Source organism: Marinomonas dokdonensis (genome assembly GCF_052747885.1).
In genome coordinates this window covers 512,010-531,051 of record NZ_JBRAND010000002.1, presented here as the reverse complement: position 1 = coordinate 531,051, position 19,042 = coordinate 512,010, and the positions used below count along the sequence as shown (strand labels likewise).

Below are 19,042 nucleotides of genomic sequence, written 5' to 3'. Positions count from 1 at the left end.
ATGTCCTAGTTTATGAGTGCTTTTATAACATTTTCCATTTTGGCAGAGCGTGATCCCTTCACCAAAATAGCGTGATTTTTATCTAGTGTTTGTACCAGCTGCGCCGCTTCTGCATGACTCTGACAAAACAATGCTTTTGCATTCCCTTGTGTAAACCCACGCCCAGCGATGGCGGCAATGTCGCCTACGCAAATTAATTGATCAATGCCTTGTTGAAATGCGTATTCGCCCAATTCGTGATGTATGGATTCTTGCTGATCACCCAACTCACCTAAGGCTCCCAAAATCAGCCAAGTTTTTGAGACTTTTTGCATGGATAACACATCAATCGCTGCTTTCACGGATGCTGGGCTTGCATTGTAACAATCATTGATTAACAGGGCTTCATTTTTTGTGCACAATCGCTCTAATCGACCCGCTACAAAGGCCGGTTTTCTCAATTGACTAACCGCGAAATGGAAATCTTCCCCTATAGCCAACATCGCCAGCACTACCGCCATACCATTGGCGATTTGATGCTTACCTGGAGAGCCCACTTCTACCCGTACGCTCTGCCCTAAATAACTCAAGGTTACTTGGCTCGCTTGATCTCCAAGCTGTATATCGTGGGCATAAAGATCCGCCTTATCAGTAAAGCCAAAAGACAAGACTTCTCGCCCTTGAGCCAAACCACACCAGTAATCATAGAAGCCATCATCGGCATTCAGTATGATCTTAGCCGTTGGCTTAGCCCCAGAGATCAGCTGCCCCTTTTCTATGGCAATACCTTGCAGATCACCAAAGCCTTCAAAATGACTGCCGCTGGCATTCGTCAATATAACAACGTCAGGATAAGCAATGCTCGCCAAACGTTCGATTTCCCCCGGTATGCTAGTGCCCGTTTCCACCACAGCAACATCCTGCCCTGCTTGCAAACCTAATAAGGTTTGCGGCACGCCAATCTGGTTGTTCAAATTGGCCTGGGTTTTTAACACATTATGATGATTCAAAGATTGCGCCAGCCAATCTTTTACACTGGTTTTACCATTACTGCCCGTAATACAGACAACTGGCCCAGTAAAAGCCTCTCGCACAGCGCGAGCAATTTGCCCATAGGCTCGACGCGTATCCGCCACTTTAATATAGGATTTTAACGGTAGAGTTTGTTCAGACAAGACTGCCACAGCACCTTGCTCAAGTGCTTGCTCTGCATAGTCATGACCATCAAAACGCTCGCCTTTAAAAGCCACAAACAAACTGCCAGACGGAATGCTCCGCGTATCGCTGATAATATTGAAGACAGGTTGATCTTTACCGATCAACTCGCCATCACAAATCTGAGCTATCTTTGCTAGGGTCAGTTCAATCAACATAACGCTGCAATACTCCTAAAGCTTCTTCTTTGTCGTCAAAATGATGCTTCACACCCTGAACATCTTGGTAGTTCTCATGGCCTTTACCTGCAATCAAGATCACATCATCCGCGCTTGCAGTTAAGATCGCTTGGGCGATGGCTTCACGTCTATCCGCAATCACGGTGAGTTTCTCGGAAGAAGCCAGCCCTATCTGGGCATCAGCAAGAATTTGTCCCACGTCTTCTGTTCTTGGATTGTCTGACGTTAGAAATACACTGTCAGCATTAGCCATCGCCTCTGCCATCATCAAGGGACGCTTGCCCCGGTCGCGATCACCACCACAACCAAACACACAAATTAATTTGCCTGCCGAATGGTCTCGTAAAGCTTGCAAAGCTACCCTTAGGGCATCTGGCGTATGGGCATAATCCACTACCGCTACCGGCGTATTAGCCAGCACCACTTTTTCCATGCGACCCGGTGCACCCTGAAGTCGTTCCAAACCTGCTAACAAGCTGTCTTTATTTGGCAGCAAGTGCCATAAAGCAGCCAGCGCCGCCAAGGCATTTTGCACATTAAATCGACCTAGCAAGGGCAAAAAAACCTTTCTTCGCCCTTCTGGATACACCAATTGGAACTCACAGCCGGTAGGCAAGAAAGACAGATGCTCCACATAAAAGTCTGCACTACTATCGGAAAAGCTGTAATAGTGTCGTTTAGAAAGCGTGTCTTGTGACATAAAGTCGGAGTAGTCATCATCCAGACAGAACACACTGTGTTCCACACTTGGGAAGGCAAACAAGGCTTTCTTGGCAGCCGCATAGGACGCCATATCTCCGTGATAATCCAGATGATCCCGAGATAAGTTCGAAAAAATAGCCCCTTGAAATGCCACTCCTTGTAAACGACCTTGGTCGAGCGCATGGGAGGAAGCCTCAAAAGCAACAAAATCAACCCCTTGAGCTGACAACTCGATAAGGGTTTTATGAAGCCTGAGTAGGTCTGGCGTGGTTTGCACAGCTTCTTGGAGCTTGCCAAGTTCGCCCACACCAAAGGTGCCCACCAAGCCACTTTTCAAGCCTGTAAACTTAGCTAGCTGAGCCAAATAGAAACAAATAGAAGATTTGCCATTCGTCCCTGTCACTGCCACCATTTGTTTAGGTAAAGCACCAAAACATTGATGTAAACAGCTCACTAAGAGCTCTGCCACATCCTCCACTTCGATCAATTCTAAAGAGGTATGTTTTAACCCTAGGCCTGCTGGAACAACCGCCGTTAGACAACCAAGGTCTGCAACAGCATCAAGATAATCCCAGCCATTAGAAGCCACTCCGGGTAAAGCAAAAAAAACAGCCTCACGATTTACTTTGCGGCTGTCTGTTTCTAAGTGCGAATATTCATGGTTTGGCAAACCTTCCAACCAAGGAAGGTTTGCCAAAGTATATAACTGGGAATGGGTTACCTTTGCCATCTAACCACCTTGCGCCACTTGATAGGGAGCTGTTTTCTTATCTAGTCTCACTTCTCGCAACCCATCAGGTAAATCAGGAGAAATATTTAGGGTTGTCAGGGCACCTTCCATCACGCGAGAAAATACCGGTGCAGCCACTTCGCCACCGTAATATTCTCGGCCTTTCGGGTCATTTACCATCACCACCATGGCCAATCTTGGATTAGAAGCCGGTGCGACCCCTGCAAACAAGGCAATGTATTGATCGTATTCGTAACCCTTAGAGCCGACTTTGTGCACGGTACCGGTTTTGCCCGCTACCTTATAACCAGGAATTTTGGCCGCTTTACCCGAACCTTTTTGAACAACCGCTTCCATCATGCCGATCACATCTTTGGCGACGCTACGAGGGATCACTTGTTTGCCTTCGCTGGGCACATCTTGCTTAAAGATGGTCACAGGCACACGATAACCACCGTTAGCTAATGTCATATAAGCTTGCGCCAGTTGCAGGGTTGAAACAGACAAGCCATAGCCGTAAGCCAATGTCGCAATTTCAGATGGGTGCCATTTTGGGTGGGAAGGCAATACGCCGCTGGCTTCTCCAGGGAAACCTATACCCACAGGTGAACCTATACCTAGCTCGTAATCCATATTCCAAATAGCATCTTGCGGTAAAGATAAGGCGATTTTTGAGGAACCCACGTTACTGGATTTAATCAAGAGTTTTTCCATGTCGATCACCCCATAGTTGGTGGCATCACGAATGGTAAAACGCCCAAAGCGTAAGTAACCCGGTGCAGTGTTAATCTGAGATTCCGTGGTGTATTGACCCGACATTAAAGCAGCCGAAATAGTGAAAGGCTTCATGGTCGAGCCTGGCTCAAAAAGGTCGATCACTGCACGGTTACGTAGCTCTTCGTATTCCAATTGAGATCTATCGTTCGGGTTGTAGGATGGCTGATTCACCATGGCTAAGATTTCGCCCGTTTTAACATCCAAAATAACAGCAGAAGCGGAAGTAGCACGATGCTCTGTTACCGCCGCTTTCAATTCACGATAGGCTAAATACTGCAGTCTTAAGTCGATACTTAACTCAATATTCTCACCCGGACGCTCTGCTTCTTCCTCACCAATACCACGAATAATGTTACCCGTTAGATCTTTCACATAACGACGCTTACCTTCATGCCCCTGCAAGGCTTGATCATAAGCTAGCTCAATACCCTCTTGGCCTTTATCATCGATATTAGTGAAACCCACAACGTGAGAAGCGACTTCACCCGCTGGGTAGAAGCGCTTATATTCTTTGGTCTTGCTTACGCCCACAACTTTCGCCGCCATTATGGCCTCGGCTTCATGGGGTGGAAGTTGTCGCTTCAAATACATGAAGGAACGATTTTTATTGGACTCAAACCTTTCTTGTAACCAAGCTCGCCCCACACCCATAGCTTCCGCAAGACGTTTAATCTCTTGCTCTGGCCCAATGTTTTTCTCTGGGTGCCTGTCTAGTTTCCATAAGGCTTTAGGATTCGCCACTATCGTCCATGTAGGAGTGCTGACGGCTAGTGGTTCGCCGCGACGGTCCAAGATCATGCCACGAGTTGCCGGAATCGCTTCCGTTCTCACTGCGCGCCTTTCCCCTTGGTTTTGCAAGAATTCTTTATCGACTACGGTGAGATAAAATAAACGACCGCCGGCTACGGCAAACAACAGCAGCGCGATAGCATAGACAAATCTAAAGCGCCATTTACCGGGGTTTTGAATTCCGTTTTCAATATTCATGGTTTCACTATTATCAATTCATTTTGAGAAGGGGCATGCATACTTAAGTCCTTAATGGCTGATTGTTCCAAACGGCTTGGTTGCGTTAGAGCACTCTCCTCCAAAAGAAGCTGCCCCCATGTGACTTCGTAATTCACCTCAGACTTTTTAAGGGCCTGTAGGTAGGAAAAGTCTTTCCTAAAATCGTATACCTGAATCACCACGGCGACAGAAATCGCCGCCAAGACAAAAACCCCACCAATAAAAGGCAATGGTGAGAAGGTCGTCTTCTTATTCACTGATTCGCTCCAATACTCGTAATACCGCACTACGTGAACGGACGTTTTCGCTCACCTCTCCCTGAGAAGGCTTAATCGCTTTGCCAATGGTCTTAAACTTAATATCAAGGTGAGTGTTACGAACGGGCAAATGTCTTGGTAACTCAGGCCCTTTCGCCTTTAATTTCATGAAACGTTTAACCATGCGGTCTTCCAATGAATGGAAGCTGATTACAGCTAAACGACCACCGACTTTTAACGCTTGCGTAGCCGCCTCTAAACCCAATTCCAAATCACCTAATTCATTGTTGATATGAATACGGATACCTTGGAAAGCGCGAGTGGCAGGATTTTTACCTTTCTCCCAAGCTGGATTGGCTTCTGCCACCACTTTGGATAGTTGCAAAGTGGTTAAAATCGGAGTGTGGGCTCGATATTCACAAATCGCCTTAGCGATACGACGAGAGAATCGCTCCTCACCGAACTGATACATAACATCTGCCAACTCTTTTTCGTCGACAGTGGCGATCCACTCAGCAGCACTCACCCCTTTGTCTGGGTTCATACGCATATCAAGTGGACCATCATTCATAAAACTGAAGCCACGTTCAGCATCATCCAGTTGCGGGGATGAAACCCCTAAATCCATCATGATGCCGTCGACTTTATCGACTCCAAATACCGCAGGGATGTGCTCCGCCATGTTGGCAAAACTGTCTTGTACGATTTGAAAACGGCTGTCTTCTTGCTCTAAATCACGACCATGCTGGATCGCTACTGGGTCTTTATCGAACCCTAGCAAACGCCCTTTTTCTAGGCGCTCAAGAACCAGCCGAGTATGTCCACCACGACCAAAAGTGCCGTCCACGTATAGTCCGTCTTGGTTAGTCACCAACATATCAACGGATTCATTAAGCATGACGCTTATGTGTTCAGCCATTGTCTTTGTCATAAAGAAATATCCATCATGGTTTCAAGTTGTAAATCTTCTATCGCGTCTTGAGCCAAGTAGTCTTCGCGTTGCGCTTCCCACTCATCTTGACTCCAAATCTCTAGCTTTTTGCCCTGCCCTAAAATCGTCAACTTACGATCCAAACGAGCAAACTCCCGCAAAGGCGCGGGCAATAATATTCGACCAGCTTTATCCACTTCTAAGTCTGTGGCGTGACCAACCAATAAACGCTGTAGCCTTCGTGCTTGGGGCTGAAAAGTGGGCAATTTATCCAGCTTTTGCTGTATTTGTTCCCACTCCGACACTGGGTAAAGCAACAGACACCTTGAGACAGGGTCAATCGTAACCACTACCCCTTCATCGTCGTATTGAGCCAATTCATCACGCAGCCGAGCAGGCAGAGACATACGTCCCTTCACATCTGCGCTGACTTGATGAATCCCTCTAAACAATTTCATATCCCACTTATCGACACTTTATCCCACAATTTAACACCATTCATGCAAAAAGGTAAAAAGAAATTGAAAAAAAGGCAGAAATGGGCAAAAAACCCACCCAAGCAGAAAATACAAAGGAGGCAAAACAGTCAGTTGAGAAGAAAAAACCACTGAACAAATAAAAATGCAGCAAGACAAAGGAGCAGAAAGGTAAAAGTGGGGATAAATGGTATTGGTTAAGTTTCTTAAAACAATTTCTGAGAGGATCAATAAACTCAAGACACAGCAAAGCCATGACGCTATAGGAAGGTACGGTTTATCAATATTTTGAAATTGATGATGAGTTGAGCATTATTCGCTCAAAGAAATTATCTTAAGCGAGATAATCTAAACACTAAACTGGAAAAAGGGAGTAAAACAGGAGAGAAAAAAGCAAGTTGGCCGATAAGCAAATACCCTCTGGAGGCTCAAAAAAGGGCATCTATATTGACCATATAATCGAGAATTAAACATCAAGGCAGACATACGACCTAGGCACGAAAACAAAATCAATTTATTAGTAATCAATATCTTCAACTATGACAACACTTGTGAGTTAAATTTAGAGTGCATCATTTCACTTAAACTCTATTATTTAACCCTATCAATAGCATCAATGGTTGTTAAATAAACACTTTCTATATGATTGAGCATAGCATTTTCTGCCTTATCTGGATTTTTTTCAGATAAGGCTTTGAAAATCTCCACATGCTCTAGATAACTTTGCTCTATTGACCCAGGCCTACGCATAACAACCCGACGAAAATTCAAACCGTAACGGTATAAATCTTCAGCGTAACCGACAAGGATGCTGTTTCCCGAATACTCTGAAATGATCTTATGAAAATTCTTGTCCGAGAGCTGAAAGTGTACAGGCTCGTTAAATAGCCTTTCTTGTTGATCTAAAAGCTTTTGGAGATCTTTCAATCCTTTTTCATCAATCTTAAGTGCAGCATTTCTGGCAATTGCAGATTCAACCACCCTCCTACTTTCAAAAACCGAATGGACGTCATAATTATTAACTTCTATCGTATTAAGCTCAGGAAGCAGCTCAATACACCGGTTCAAGGCTTGCTCATTGCGAACTACTCTTGTTTTAGAGCCATGCGAAACACTAATGAGACCATAAGCAGATATAATTGAAAGTGCTCCTCTTACCGTCTCCCTACTAACACTAAACATCCCCCCCAGCTCTCGCTCTGAAGGCAATACATCGTCATGTTGAAGGAGCCCTGTAAAAATCATTTCTAAAATTTTACCGGCTAAAACGTCTTTCTTCGTTTTATTCTTCAGAGCTTTTTCAAACAAAAATGCATTATTTTTCATTCATACCAACTATTTTTACTTCTATATCATCAGTTTTTGCTAACCATATTATGCTAGCAAAAACCAATAGATATAGCTGTTATAAACTGTATTTGCTAACACCTACTAACGTTAGCTAAATAAATGATCACCGTTACTAAATGGTTAAGAGTAGATTTACTCTGGGAGTATTTGCTTTGGAATGTCCTGATAACATAATGGTCTCAAGAAACGATCAATCGCTGTTGAGCCCACGGATGTCGTTCGACTATCAGATGTAGCGGGATAAGGCCCCCCATGTACCATAGAATCACAGACCTCAACCCCTGTACCAAAACCATTAAATAGTAGCCGTCCCACCTTCAATTCAAGCTCATCAATAAGCTGCCTGGCATGATCCTCATCACCATCTATCATATGAATAGCACCAGTTAGTTGCCCCTCTAAGTATTCAGTAACCTGAAGTAGCTCGTCAAAATCTTTACAACGGAGAACTAGAGTGGCAGCACCAAAGACTTCATTAGATAATTCAGGTAACCTTATAAAGTCAGCTGCGCTGGCTTCAAAGAGAATAGGTGCACATTGATTTTCTCCTCCACTATTTTGCCCTTGAGCGATAGTAGATATTGCGCCACTCTCTTTTAACGTAGACACCCCTGATTTAAAAGCATTATAAATTCCTTTCGTAAGCATTGTTTGACTTCCTGACGATTCAATCAATGTCTTACACTCTGAGATAAAAGCGTCTAATCCATCCCCATTAATGGCTATAATCAGACCGGGGCTTGTGCAGAATTGTCCTGCCCCCATAGACTGAGCTATGACAAACTGCTTAGCTATATCAATTGCTTTATATTCAAGAGCTTTTGGCAGTAAGTACACAGGATTTATACTACTCATTTCAGCATAAACAGGTATAGGCTCTTTTCTTTTTTGTGCGATAGACATAAGAGCAGTTCCTCCAGCACGAGAACCTGTAAATCCTACCGCTTTAATCCGACTATCATTCACTAAAGCGGCCCCTATATCATTTCCAGACCCATACAACAGTGAAAAAACGCCACTAGGCATTCTGCATGTTTTCGCCGCATTCTGTATTGCAAGAGCGACTAACTCTGAAGTTCCAAGATGAGCAGAATGAGCCTTCACAACAACTGATGCGCCAGCAGCCAAGGCTGAAGCAGTATCACCACCTGCAACAGAAAATGCTAACGGAAAATTACTAGCTCCAAACACTGCAACAGGACCTAGAGCAATCTTTTGATACCGTAGGTCTGATCTTGGTAGTGGCGCCCTATCTGGTAGGGCTTCATCATGGCGTAAATCTAGATGCCGACCCTCTAAAACTATAGATGCGAATAACCTCAATTGATTACAAGTACGAGCACGCTCCCCCTCCAACCTAGCTTTTGGCAGCCCGGTTTCCAAAATAGCTCTATCTATTAATACATCACCCAAACGCTCAATATTCTCGGCAATCGTATTGATAAATTTCGCTCTTTCTTCAGGTTTTGTTTTTCGATACTCTTTAAAAGCAGACCAAGCTAAACTACATGCAAGATTAACATCATTTTTTTTTGCAGACGCATACCCAGGCTCAACATCTAAATTTGTTAAAGGATTTATAGATTTAATCTCTTTCCCTTCTCCCTTAATACAGTCTAAGCCAATTATCATTTCTCCACTAATCTTCATATAAAACTCCATATAAAACTAAAGTAAATTCACTAAAAATAAAAAACTTTCTGGGAAATAAGAAGTTATCATTAGTACAATAAACATACTCAACCCAAAAGGAAGGATTGCTTTACTGATTTTATTTACACTTACTTTTGACACAGAACTAGCAACAAATAAATTTACACCTAAAGGTGGAGTACAAAACCCAATCGCTAAGTTAACTGTCATAATCACACCAAATGATAGAGGATCGACACCAGCGGCTACCGCTACAGGAAGAAGTATAGGTGTCAAAATAATAATTGCTGCTATTGTCTCCATAAACATGCCAACTACAAGTAGTAGTAAGTTAAGCATTGCAATTATTATTATTGGATTATCAGATATACTTTGAAGAGCCATTGCAACTTGTTGTGGCACTTCAGCAATAGTAACTAGTCGACCAAATGCTATAGAAAATAAAACTAACGATAGAATTCTTGCGCTTACTTTAGCACTTGAAAAAAGTAATTCATAAAGTTGGTTTAAGGTTAGTTCTTTATATACAAAGAAACTAATAAATACAGCATATATAACAGCTACAGCTCCAGCCTCTGTAGGTGTAAAAACACCACCATAAATCCCTCCAAGAATAATAATTGGAGTGAGTATTGCCCAGAATGCTTTTTTGAAAACAGAATAAGTTGTCTCTCGAACCATATCTTTAGAGGCCAACCTACTTTCATGATTGTCCAATGATTTACCAATTATTATTCTACTAGTTATTGCAAACAAAACACCTAATAATATACCTGGAACTATACCAGCAAGAAATAACGCCCCTATAGACACATTAGCGCTCACACCATAAACAATCATTGGGATACTTGGCGGAATTAGCACCCCAATCATTCCCGCTGAAGCGGTCAGAGCAGATGAGAAGTCTTTCTTATATCCCAAATTATGCATCTGAGGTATTAGGTTCGAACCAACTGCCGCGACAGTTGCTGGAGCGGAGCCAGATATGGCAGCAAAAAACATTGATGCCAAGATATTGACATATGCCATACCAGCCCTAACCTTGCCAACAAGGTGAAAAGCTAAATTAACAAGCCTTTTTGATAAACCTCCTGTTTGCATTACCTCACCAGCCAATACAAATAGAGGCACAGCTATCAAAGTAAAAGAGTCGGATAAGCTAATCATTGAACTAATCAATGAACTAATTGGAGGCGCTCCAGGCACCATTATAATGGTGACAAGAACTGAAATACCCAGAGCAATAGCAACTGGAAAGTTAAGTAGCAGAGCTACCCCTAAAATACAAAAAAGTACAGTACTAAGCATCGAATTTTTTCCTATTTAGCTATTCTTTTTTTAAGGAGACAATATTGCTATAAATCAAATTCAATATGGATAATACGCATCCAACTATTACTGAAACATAGAGAATATATACAGGCAGCCCTAGAACAACTGAAGACTGCCTCCAAATATAAGGCTTTATCATTGTTTGATAAGTTATCAATGCTAAATAACCTAAAAACAATGCCGAACTTACACAGACAAAAATTGAAACTAATCGCTTAACCTTTTTTCCTGAAAGAAAAAGTGTTAATCCACCAATACTAATATGTTCGTCTTTTACATAATTTGCGGAAATACCAAGCCATGCCATCCAAAGAAAGCACCAGGACGTCAGCTCTTCTGACCAAGCGAGAGATTGGCCAGTCACGTAACGCATAAAAACTTGCATTACTACTAAAACAACGATTGATAAAATCGAAAGAACACAAAATAGTTTTTCAAGTCTATTAATAAGTGACATGTTATCATCCTATGAAAGTGCCAAGAGAAAGTTACTTCTCTTGGCAAGAACCTGCTTAATTAATAGAGAGCTCTTTTATTTTCCCCATCCAAAGATCATATAAATCAGCTCCGACACGGCGTCTAAAACTATCTCTAGCCGGAGCGACAGCATCAATAAACTGTTGACGTTGTTGACTAGTTAGCTCAACCACCTGAACCCCCGTCTCTTTGATTTCCTTAAGATACTGATCATTTTCAGTTTCAATTAAGTCGAAGTCATAATTTATTGCTTCTGCCATTGCTTCTTTAAGTAATGTTTGATCTGACTCATCTAAAGAATCGTAAAAGCTTTTGTTAATGACAGGTAAGTACAAAGCCAAAACATGATTAGTCAAAGTTATATAGTCTTGTACTTCATGGAATTTTTGAGTGTATATTTGTGATATTGGATTCTCTTGAGCATCTATCACATTCATTTGTAGACCTGCATAAACCTCACCAAAATTCATTGGAGTAGGATTAGCTCCTAGAGCTTTAAAAGCTGAAATGTGTGTAGGGACTTTCATGGTTCTCAGCTTGATCCCTTTAAAATCTGAAGGACTAGTAACTGGATGACCATTATTAGTTAAAACTCTCTGCCCCATCTCCATCCACCCTAGACCTACAAGATCTAAGTCGTTCAGACGATGCATAAGTTCATCACCCGCTTCCGAATTTAAGACTTTAAAAGCAACATCTTTATTTGGATAGATAAATGGCAACTCAGCCACTTCAAAAGCAGGATCCCATTTTGCAAAGAAGGACGGTGGCTCAACAGCCATCTCAACAGTGCCTGCTAATACAGCCTCAACCATACCCGTATCGCCTGCAATTTGCCCCGACGGAAAAATTGTCACATCAATTCGGTTATTGCTTTTTTCTTCCACAATTGATTCGAACCTTTCCAATGCTTTATGCATATGAAATTGAGTGCTAGAACCATGTGCAATTTTTATTTCAATTTCCGAAGAAATAGCCGCTGCCGGTAAAGTTACCAATGATGCAAGAAGACTAAGTTTTAACATTTTATTTTTCATCTTTGTTTCCTTTCTTTATTTTTTTTGAATAACAAGATTACTAGAAATTACTTATCTGACCTTGTGCAAAAGCATAAAACTGTATTTATAAAAGCCCTACTTTAATAACCTCCTCTTCCACTGATGAATCAAATCTCACCTTGTTTGAAAGCACTTTACCAAAAGTAGAAGCCTCGATTTCAATTATGTCTCCATCTTCGACCACTACTCCATCAGCGAAACTTAGCGTTGCTGTACCAAAAAAATGAATATGTAGATCCCCTGCATGAGATAATTGTGTGTACTTGAAATGATGGTGCTCTAAATTAGAGATAGAGTGAGTCATGTTCGCTTCACCTGTAAGAAACGCCTTATTCCAAATAACTGAACCGTTTCTTACAATACGGCTTTCCCCCTCTATACCCTGAGGAATATCCGTTAGCATAAGCTCGGGACCAAAACTACAAGACCGTAATTTGGAATGAGCAAGCCATAAGTAATTACTTCTCTCTGTCACATGATCAGAAAACTCATTGCCAATGGCAAAGCCAACCCTCATTGGCTTTGAGTCTTGGTTCAAGACATAAACTCCAACTAATTCAGGCTCTTCTCCAGCATCTTCAGCAAAGCTAGGTACAGGAAGCTCTGCACCAGGAGCGCAAACAATACTTCCATTACCTTTATAAAACCACTCAGGCTGAGAGCCAACTTTGCTGCTCTCTGGTTTTCCTCCCTCGACGCCCAATTTGAACATCTTCATACTATCTGTCATCTGATCATCATGATTTGATAACTTTGCATGCATTTCTGAACGTGCGCTTGCACTACCAAGGTGAGTAAGACCAGTACCAGAAATCATGCAGTGTGAAGGATCTGGATGAGTGATTGGCGGAAGTAGGTGACCTTTATTTATAATGTCTTGATAATCTAAAAGCTCATCTGAAAGACAGCTTAAAATCAAATCCTTTAGTGATTCTTTCTTATCAATTGCACACAACGCCAATCCATATGTGCCACCCTGAAAGTCAATAAGCTGAAGTGTATTTTCATCTCGCACCAAAGCTGCTCTTTCTTGTCCGTCATAATCTATTTGCACTATTTTCATGAAGCACCTACTCAATTATGTTAAATTGATCTAAATAGCGATCTGATAAAGTTAAACCGAGGCCCGGTTTATTATCATCTAGATCGATAAAGCCATTTTCTGGCTCAGGATCCCCTTCAAAAATGTAATAGAACAGCTCATTACCTACTTCAACATCATGCACAGGAAAATACTCAGACATTGGAGATGCTAGCGTCGACATAGTTAAATGGTAATTATGCATTTGTCCTGCATGAGGAATGACTGGAACACTATAAGCTTCAGCGATTGCATTGATTTTGTGTGCAGCAGTGATGCCACCAACCCGATTTGTATCATACTGAATTACCGAAACAGCTCTTTTATCCAACAACTGCTTAAAGCCATAGCTCGTATACTCGTGCTCTCCTCCGGAAATAGGAATTGATGTCAATTGGTTAAGCTCCGCATAACCATCAATGTCATCAGCAATAACTGGTTCTTCCAACCAACGAGGCTCATACTTTTCAAGCTTGGGCAGAATACGTTTGGCATACTCTAGGTTCCAGCCCATATAACATTCCAGCATCAAGTCATTGTCATAACCTATGACTTCACGAATAGCCTCTACGCTTTTCAAGTTTTCTCTAACGCCTTGAGTGCCATCTTTTGGGCCATAACCAAAACGCATTTTCATTGAAGTGAAGCCTTGATCAAGATACTTCTGAGCTTCATCTTGCATTTCTTTTAGGTCAGTCCGATACAACTTAGATGCATAACATGGGATTTTTTCTTTAGTTCTTCCCCCAAGCAGCTTAAAAACAGGCTTATTAGTTTCTTTACCCATCAAATCCCACAAAGCAATATCGATAGCCGAAATAGCAGCCATTGCTACCCCCTTTCGCCCCCATGCATGCGTAGACCGATACATCCTCTGCCACAAATACTCATAATCAAATGGATCGTGCCCTAGCACCAAAGGCGTTAGATATTGATCAATAATAGCCTTGGCAATCCTAGGGGCCAGAGCAACATTACCGATCCCAACTAAACCAGTATCCGTTTCTACTTCAACAACAGTCCACCCATGAAATCTGAATGTCCCCATGGAATCGCCGCGATCCCATAATTGATCCATAGCATTTGAACAAAAGTTAGCCTGAGGCGGGACTGTGTGCCCTTTCCACTCAAATGTACGCGCTCGCACATTAGTTATTTTCATTGCGATATCTCCCTAGTACTGAATCATCTTAAATAGCGAACATTTTTTAAAATTAAGCCAAAAGACAAATTAATCTAAATGAACACCATCTGGCCTTCTGGTATGACTACCATACCAGTCAAAAAATAAACAAGTCAACATTTTTGTTACAATCAATAACATTTCTTGCACATCAGCAGATAACATGAGCTCAGAAAAGCAAAGCGCATAAACAGCATAGAGAGACAAATTGAAGAGAAGTTGAGTGATCACGTAGTTTAAAGCCTTAAATTAGAATCTAATGCCACATTCAAATGTTCTATTTATTTAGGGCTAATAAGGCACAGAGATACTAGAGGTAAACTTTGAGTCTACCCAAGCAGCACCTCTTGACCGAAGCTAGACAGCTTATGACAAATTGATAGTGCTTGTTGCGCTGTGTAGCAATTTTTGAGGAGTTTGATTAGACGGAACTTATCGCCAACCATGGCAATAGCGTCAGACAACGAGCCTGTACGAAGACTACGTTTAATTTCACGAGGTAAGGATGGACATAAAGCCCTAAGACGCGGAGGAATAACAATGCGTAAGTAGTAAGTTTTCCCTCTAAGAAATACGTGAGGGTAGCGTGTTTGTACCAGTTTATGTACTATAAGCGTAAACCTTATTAAAAAGGTCGTAACTCATTGACAAACAAGGAAAAATAGTTTGCAAGTTGGCCGATAAGCCGGGTTCTGTCGTGGACAGTCATTCATCTAATCCGTACATCACTGCACGTCTCTAGCAACCTACCCGAACTCAGCGCGGGTCACGCCAAAGAGTTCCTATTTGGTCTTGCTTCAAGTGGGGTTTACCTTGCCACGAACTGTTACCAGTCGCGCGGTGCGCTCTTACCGCACCATTTCAACCTTACCGGCAGTAAACTGCTTAGGCGGTTTATTTTCTGCTGCACTTTCCGTAGGCTCACGCCCCCCAGGAATTACCTGGCACTTTACCCTGCGAAGCCCGGACTTTCCTCCCCCTCTTACGAGGCGGCGACTGCCTAGCCAACTTGCGGCGAGCATAGTACGTTTCCCAAGGCAGAATGACAAGCCTTTTCTGAGGATCTTCCAATTAGTAAGCCAGAACTAAAAAAGAGGCAACCTGAAACACACCTCCAACCCACCTTCAGGGCGGTTTTTGGCAGTAATAAAACCATTATGGGCGCGGATAATACGCTGAGCTATGGTCAATCCGACACCGAAACCACCTTGACCGCCTTCCCGGGCATCGGAGGCACGATAAAAAGCATGGAAGATTTTTTCCAGCTTATCTTCAGGGACACCCGGACCATTATCTCGCACGTGAATTAACACATTCCCCTGGGATTCACTGGTCGCTACTTCCACATGACCACCACTTTCGGCATAACAGCAAGCATTACGCAAAATGTTTTCGATGGCATGGCGAAGCTGCAAAGGATCCCCATAAATTTCTTTTGGCAAGCTTCCAACTTTCTCGACAGACACGCCTTTGAGCTGGCTCTCAAAATTCACATCATCGACAATTTCATCCAGCCACTCATGGAGATCGACTTTTTCCTTTTTCAGGGAAGCTTCTTCCAAGCGACTTAAAGTCAATACTTGTCCGATCAACTCATCAAGCTCATGGAGTTCCGTGCGAATACGATTTAGGTAGTTTTTTTGAACCTCTACCCCGTATTTATCTTCGGCGATGGTGAGCGCCACTTCTATACGCGCTAACGGAGTTCTAAGCTCATGGGAAACATCCCGCATTAAGCGCTCTTTTGAAGACAGTAAATTCTCTATGCGCACCGCCATTTCATTAAACTCATGGCCGAGCTTACCAATGGCATCTCGTCGTCTCGCCAGTTTTGGTTCTACCCTGACAGACATATCGCCACCACCAAAGGCTCTTGCAACTTTTTGAAGTTTTAACAATGGTCCTAACAACCAGTAGGCCAGAATGGCACTGGACACCAATAGGCCAAGCAAAAGCAATGCAATGAAATATTCTGGCGCTAACACCTCAAGTTTTGGGTGCGGTTTAAAGATAAGTAAATATTGAACGTTGTCCGCACCAATCACTTGAATGAATTGGCTATGGAGAAACTCAGCGGCCGGTCGGCCAGACTGATTAATACCTGAAGAGTTTTGCTCACGAAAATTACGTGGCAGCGGATTAAGCAAAGGCAGACCATTTTCGCGATAAAGGTAAATAACCCCCATCAATTTTTGCTCTGCCTTTTTTGCCTCTTTAACCAAATACTCTTTGCCAAACTTTTCATAGCCTGCAACTAATTGCACACCAACATCGCCCAGCAAATCCGCGGAGACTTGATTACGATTCTGCACAAATTGAACAGTACCTAGACCTAAACTTACTACCACAATATTAGATAAAAGCACTACCAGGAAAACGCGCAGAAAAGTGTTTTTCATAAAACTTAAAGGCCTTCTTCATCCGCCACAAAAATATAACCTACACCACGAACCGTTTTAATTCTTGGTTCAGAATTATCAAGGTTACCAATTTTCTTACGTAGATTACTAATGTGCATGTCCAAGCTGCGATCATACATGGTGAGTTTACGGCCTAGGGCTTTTTCGGATAACTCTTGTTTGGTCAACACTTGCCCCGGCACCATCATCATACACTCTAGCAAGGTGTACTCGGAACTGGTCAATTCAACGGGTTCGCCTTCCAAGAAAACAGTACGATTTTTACGACGTAACAGAACACCAGACAACTCTAAGTCTGCGGTTGAGTCCCCTTCTTTTTCTTGGCTAGCACGGCGTAGGATAGCTTTAATTCGCGCCAAAAGTTCGCGCGGATTAAAAGGCTTAGATAGGTAGTCATCCGCCCCCATTTCCAAACCAAGAATGCGGTCAATATCGTCGCCTTTTGCGGTCAACATAATGACAGGCAAGGAGCTTTTATTACGGATTTGCTTTAGAGTTTCAAAGCCATCCAGCTCAGGCATCATGACATCGAGAATAACAATATCTGGTGTGTCTTGAGCCATCAACGCCAAAGCTTCTCGACCATTCCAAGCATGAGACACTTCGTAGCCTTCACCGACAAAATAATCTTTAATCAAATCTGATAAACGCGCATCATCATCTGCAAGCAATAACTTAACCATATTTTCTTCCCAATCAATTTACTGAGTCACTTCAGCCTGAGCTGAAATCATAATTGTAAATATTACCCTAACCGATAAAAAACCCTATCCTCACTTTTCAATCTATTTACAAACTTTCTTATTTACAAACCTATGCGAGGAATTAAGTGCCCATTTACTTATTTGCAGCAATAAAAAAGCCGCTTATAAAGCGGCTTTTAGGGAAAACATTGTTATTACGCTTGCTTGAAAGGGTCGCGGATAACAATTGTTTCGTTACGATCAGGACCTGTAGAGATAATATCTACTGGCACACCAACCTGCTCTTCTAGGAAGCGAATGTAGTCTTGAGCATTTTTAGGCAATGCTTCAAAGCTTTCTGCTCCCACTGTCGACTCACTCCAACCTGGCATTTCTACATAAACTGGCTGAGCTTTTTCGTAGCCTTCGCTGTCCACTAGAGAACCAGCAACAGGGTTACCCGCTTCGTCTGTGTAAGACACACAAACCTTGATGACAGAAGAACCGTCTAGTACATCAAGTTTTGTCAAACACATGCCAGAGACAGAGTTGATTTGAACCGCATGACGCAATGCCACTGCATCAAACCAACCACAACGGCGTGAACGACCTGTCGTCGCACCAAACTCATGGCCACGAGTACCAAGACGCTCACCGTCTTCGTCGAACAATTCCGTTGGGAAAGGACCAGAACCAACACGTGTAGTGTAAGCCTTAGTGATACCTAGTACATAATCTAGGTACAAAGGACCAAAACCCGTACCCGCAGGCGCACCGCCAGCCGTCGTATTAGAAGAAGTTACGTATGGGTAAGTACCGTGGTCTACATCTAACAATGAACCTTGGGCACCTTCAAACATGATGTTTGCGCCAGCTTTGCGCAAGTCATGCAACAAAGTGATGGTGTCGGCAACCATTGGGCGTAAGAATTCAGCCATTGCAAGACCTTCAGCGTACACTTCTTCGAAGGAAATTGGCTCAACTTTGTGGTAATTGGTTAGTACGAAGTTGTAGTACTCAAGTACTTCTTTAAGCTTGGCAGCAAAGCGCTCAGAATCAAGCAGGTCACCCACACGAATCGCGCGGCGTGCAACTTTGTCTTCATAAGCTGGCCCGATACCACGACCTGTGGTGCCGATTTTCTTCTCGCCTTTCGCCAATTCACGGGCTTGGTCCATCGCGATGTGGTAAGGCAGGATAAGCGGACAAGCAGCACTGATTTTCAAGCGATCAACCGCTGGCACACCTTGCTCAAGAAGCTCAGAAACTTCTTTTTTCAAGGCTGCTGGCGATAATACAACGCCATTACCAATGACACATTGAACACCTTCACGCAAAATACCAGAAGGAATTAGGTGTAGAACGGTTTTTTTACCGTCAATTACCAAGGTGTGACCAGCATTGTGGCCACCTTGGAAGCGAACAACCGCCGCTACGTCTTCTGTTAGCAGGTCTACAACCTTACCTTTACCTTCATCACCCCATTGAGTGCCGAGAATAACAACGTTCTTACCCATAGTTTCAGGTCTCATTCTAATGGTTCTAAATAGT

17 protein-coding genes and 1 other RNA gene are annotated in these 19,042 nt (G+C 42.8%); all 18 read right to left on the bottom strand.

Annotated features, from left to right (window positions below):
• Window positions 1-5: 5 nt before the first annotated feature.
• The 18 genes from ACUM5Y_RS06990 to ACUM5Y_RS06905 all read right to left on the bottom strand — a co-directional run bounded on the left by ACUM5Y_RS06990 (window position 6) and on the right by ACUM5Y_RS06905 (window position 19,008).
• Window positions 6-1,352: a UDP-N-acetylmuramoyl-tripeptide--D-alanyl-D-alanine ligase gene (locus tag ACUM5Y_RS06990; protein ID WP_445976155.1), complete on the bottom strand. Its 1,347-nt coding sequence runs from the start codon at window positions 1,350-1,352 to the stop codon at window positions 6-8.
• Window positions 1,342-2,805, bottom strand: coding sequence for a UDP-N-acetylmuramoyl-L-alanyl-D-glutamate--2,6-diaminopimelate ligase (locus ACUM5Y_RS06985; protein WP_445976154.1), 1,464 nt, complete (start codon window positions 2,803-2,805; stop codon window positions 1,342-1,344). The genes ACUM5Y_RS06990 and ACUM5Y_RS06985 overlap by 11 nt, the downstream gene beginning before the upstream one ends.
• Window positions 2,806-4,569 carry a peptidoglycan D,D-transpeptidase FtsI family protein gene (locus tag ACUM5Y_RS06980; protein WP_445976153.1) on the bottom strand — a complete coding sequence of 588 codons (1,764 nt, stop codon included), beginning with the start codon at window positions 4,567-4,569 and terminating at the stop codon, window positions 2,806-2,808.
• Complete coding sequence (ftsL, locus tag ACUM5Y_RS06975) at window positions 4,566-4,847, bottom strand: cell division protein FtsL (RefSeq protein ID WP_445976152.1); 282 nt, start codon at window positions 4,845-4,847, stop codon at window positions 4,566-4,568. Before ftsL ends, ACUM5Y_RS06980 begins: the two co-directional genes overlap by 4 nt.
• Complete coding sequence (gene rsmH, locus ACUM5Y_RS06970; RefSeq protein WP_445976151.1) at window positions 4,840-5,778, bottom strand: 16S rRNA (cytosine(1402)-N(4))-methyltransferase RsmH; 939 nt, start codon at window positions 5,776-5,778, stop codon at window positions 4,840-4,842. The genes ftsL and rsmH overlap by 8 nt, the downstream gene beginning before the upstream one ends.
• A complete protein-coding gene (gene mraZ, locus ACUM5Y_RS06965) occupies window positions 5,775-6,230 on the bottom strand; it encodes a division/cell wall cluster transcriptional repressor MraZ (protein ID WP_445976304.1) in 456 nt (151 codons plus the stop codon). Before mraZ ends, rsmH begins: the two co-directional genes overlap by 4 nt.
• 615 nt (window positions 6,231-6,845) lie before the next feature.
• Window positions 6,846-7,580, bottom strand: coding sequence for a FadR/GntR family transcriptional regulator (locus tag ACUM5Y_RS06960; protein ID WP_445976150.1), 735 nt, complete (start codon window positions 7,578-7,580; stop codon window positions 6,846-6,848).
• A 156-nt stretch (window positions 7,581-7,736) separates the two neighbouring features.
• A complete protein-coding gene (locus ACUM5Y_RS06955; RefSeq protein WP_445976149.1) occupies window positions 7,737-9,254 on the bottom strand; it encodes an aldehyde dehydrogenase (NADP(+)) in 1,518 nt (505 codons plus the stop codon).
• A gap of 18 nt (window positions 9,255-9,272) precedes the next feature.
• Window positions 9,273-10,565, bottom strand: a complete 1,293-nt coding sequence (locus ACUM5Y_RS06950) for a TRAP transporter large permease (RefSeq protein ID WP_445976148.1) — start codon at window positions 10,563-10,565, stop codon at window positions 9,273-9,275.
• Between the two features lie 19 nt (window positions 10,566-10,584).
• On the bottom strand, window positions 10,585-11,046 hold the full coding sequence (locus ACUM5Y_RS06945) for a TRAP transporter small permease (RefSeq protein ID WP_445976147.1): 462 nt from the start codon (window positions 11,044-11,046) through the stop codon (window positions 10,585-10,587).
• Between the two features lie 55 nt (window positions 11,047-11,101).
• Window positions 11,102-12,103, bottom strand: coding sequence for a TRAP transporter substrate-binding protein (locus ACUM5Y_RS06940; RefSeq protein ID WP_445976146.1), 1,002 nt, complete (start codon window positions 12,101-12,103; stop codon window positions 11,102-11,104).
• 85 nt (window positions 12,104-12,188) lie between these two features.
• The gene (gene araD1 / locus ACUM5Y_RS06935; protein ID WP_445976145.1) at window positions 12,189-13,187 is read right to left on the bottom strand and encodes an AraD1 family protein; all 999 of its coding nucleotides are present in this window, start codon (window positions 13,185-13,187) and stop codon (window positions 12,189-12,191) included.
• Window positions 13,188-13,194: 7 nt separating this feature from the next.
• Window positions 13,195-14,367 carry an L-rhamnonate dehydratase gene (locus tag ACUM5Y_RS06930; protein ID WP_445976144.1) on the bottom strand — a complete coding sequence of 391 codons (1,173 nt, stop codon included), beginning with the start codon at window positions 14,365-14,367 and terminating at the stop codon, window positions 13,195-13,197.
• Between the two features lie 350 nt (window positions 14,368-14,717).
• A complete protein-coding gene (locus tag ACUM5Y_RS06925; RefSeq protein WP_445976303.1) occupies window positions 14,718-14,987 on the bottom strand; it encodes a DUF6538 domain-containing protein in 270 nt (89 codons plus the stop codon).
• Window positions 14,988-15,053: 66 nt separating this feature from the next.
• Window positions 15,054-15,400, bottom strand: an RNA gene (gene rnpB, locus ACUM5Y_RS06920) — RNase P RNA component class A.
• 73 nt (window positions 15,401-15,473) lie between these two features.
• Window positions 15,474-16,787, bottom strand: a complete 1,314-nt coding sequence (locus tag ACUM5Y_RS06915; RefSeq protein ID WP_445976143.1) for a sensor histidine kinase — start codon at window positions 16,785-16,787, stop codon at window positions 15,474-15,476.
• Between the two features lie 5 nt (window positions 16,788-16,792).
• Complete coding sequence (locus ACUM5Y_RS06910; RefSeq protein ID WP_445976142.1) at window positions 16,793-17,491, bottom strand: response regulator transcription factor; 699 nt, start codon at window positions 17,489-17,491, stop codon at window positions 16,793-16,795.
• A gap of 215 nt (window positions 17,492-17,706) precedes the next feature.
• Complete coding sequence (locus tag ACUM5Y_RS06905) at window positions 17,707-19,008, bottom strand: adenylosuccinate synthase (RefSeq protein ID WP_445976302.1); 1,302 nt, start codon at window positions 19,006-19,008, stop codon at window positions 17,707-17,709.
• Between the last annotated feature and the right edge of the window lie 34 nt (window positions 19,009-19,042).

Coding starts and splice junctions, on each gene's coding strand:
- ACUM5Y_RS06955 (WP_445976149.1), bottom strand. CDS start 9,254: ATGAAGATTAGTGGAGAAATGATAATTGGCTTAGACTGTATTAAGGGA.
- ACUM5Y_RS06930 (WP_445976144.1), bottom strand. CDS start 14,367: ATGAAAATAACTAATGTGCGAGCGCGTACATTTGAGTGGAAAGGGCAC.
- ACUM5Y_RS06950 (WP_445976148.1), bottom strand. CDS start 10,565: ATGCTTAGTACTGTACTTTTTTGTATTTTAGGGGTAGCTCTGCTACTT.
- ACUM5Y_RS06915 (WP_445976143.1), bottom strand. CDS start 16,787: ATGAAAAACACTTTTCTGCGCGTTTTCCTGGTAGTGCTTTTATCTAAT.
- ACUM5Y_RS06945 (WP_445976147.1), bottom strand. CDS start 11,046: ATGTCACTTATTAATAGACTTGAAAAACTATTTTGTGTTCTTTCGATT.
- ACUM5Y_RS06910 (WP_445976142.1), bottom strand. CDS start 17,491: ATGGTTAAGTTATTGCTTGCAGATGATGATGCGCGTTTATCAGATTTG.
- ACUM5Y_RS06940 (WP_445976146.1), bottom strand. CDS start 12,103: ATGAAAAATAAAATGTTAAAACTTAGTCTTCTTGCATCATTGGTAACT.
- ACUM5Y_RS06985 (WP_445976154.1), bottom strand. CDS start 2,805: ATGGCAAAGGTAACCCATTCCCAGTTATATACTTTGGCAAACCTTCCT.
- ACUM5Y_RS06960 (WP_445976150.1), bottom strand. CDS start 7,580: ATGAAAAATAATGCATTTTTGTTTGAAAAAGCTCTGAAGAATAAAACG.
- ACUM5Y_RS06980 (WP_445976153.1), bottom strand. CDS start 4,569: ATGAATATTGAAAACGGAATTCAAAACCCCGGTAAATGGCGCTTTAGA.
- araD1 (WP_445976145.1), bottom strand. CDS start 13,187: ATGAAAATAGTGCAAATAGATTATGACGGACAAGAAAGAGCAGCTTTG.
- ACUM5Y_RS06905 (WP_445976302.1), bottom strand. CDS start 19,008: ATGGGTAAGAACGTTGTTATTCTCGGCACTCAATGGGGTGATGAAGGT.
- rsmH (WP_445976151.1), bottom strand. CDS start 5,778: ATGACAAAGACAATGGCTGAACACATAAGCGTCATGCTTAATGAATCC.
- ACUM5Y_RS06990 (WP_445976155.1), bottom strand. CDS start 1,352: ATGTTGATTGAACTGACCCTAGCAAAGATAGCTCAGATTTGTGATGGC.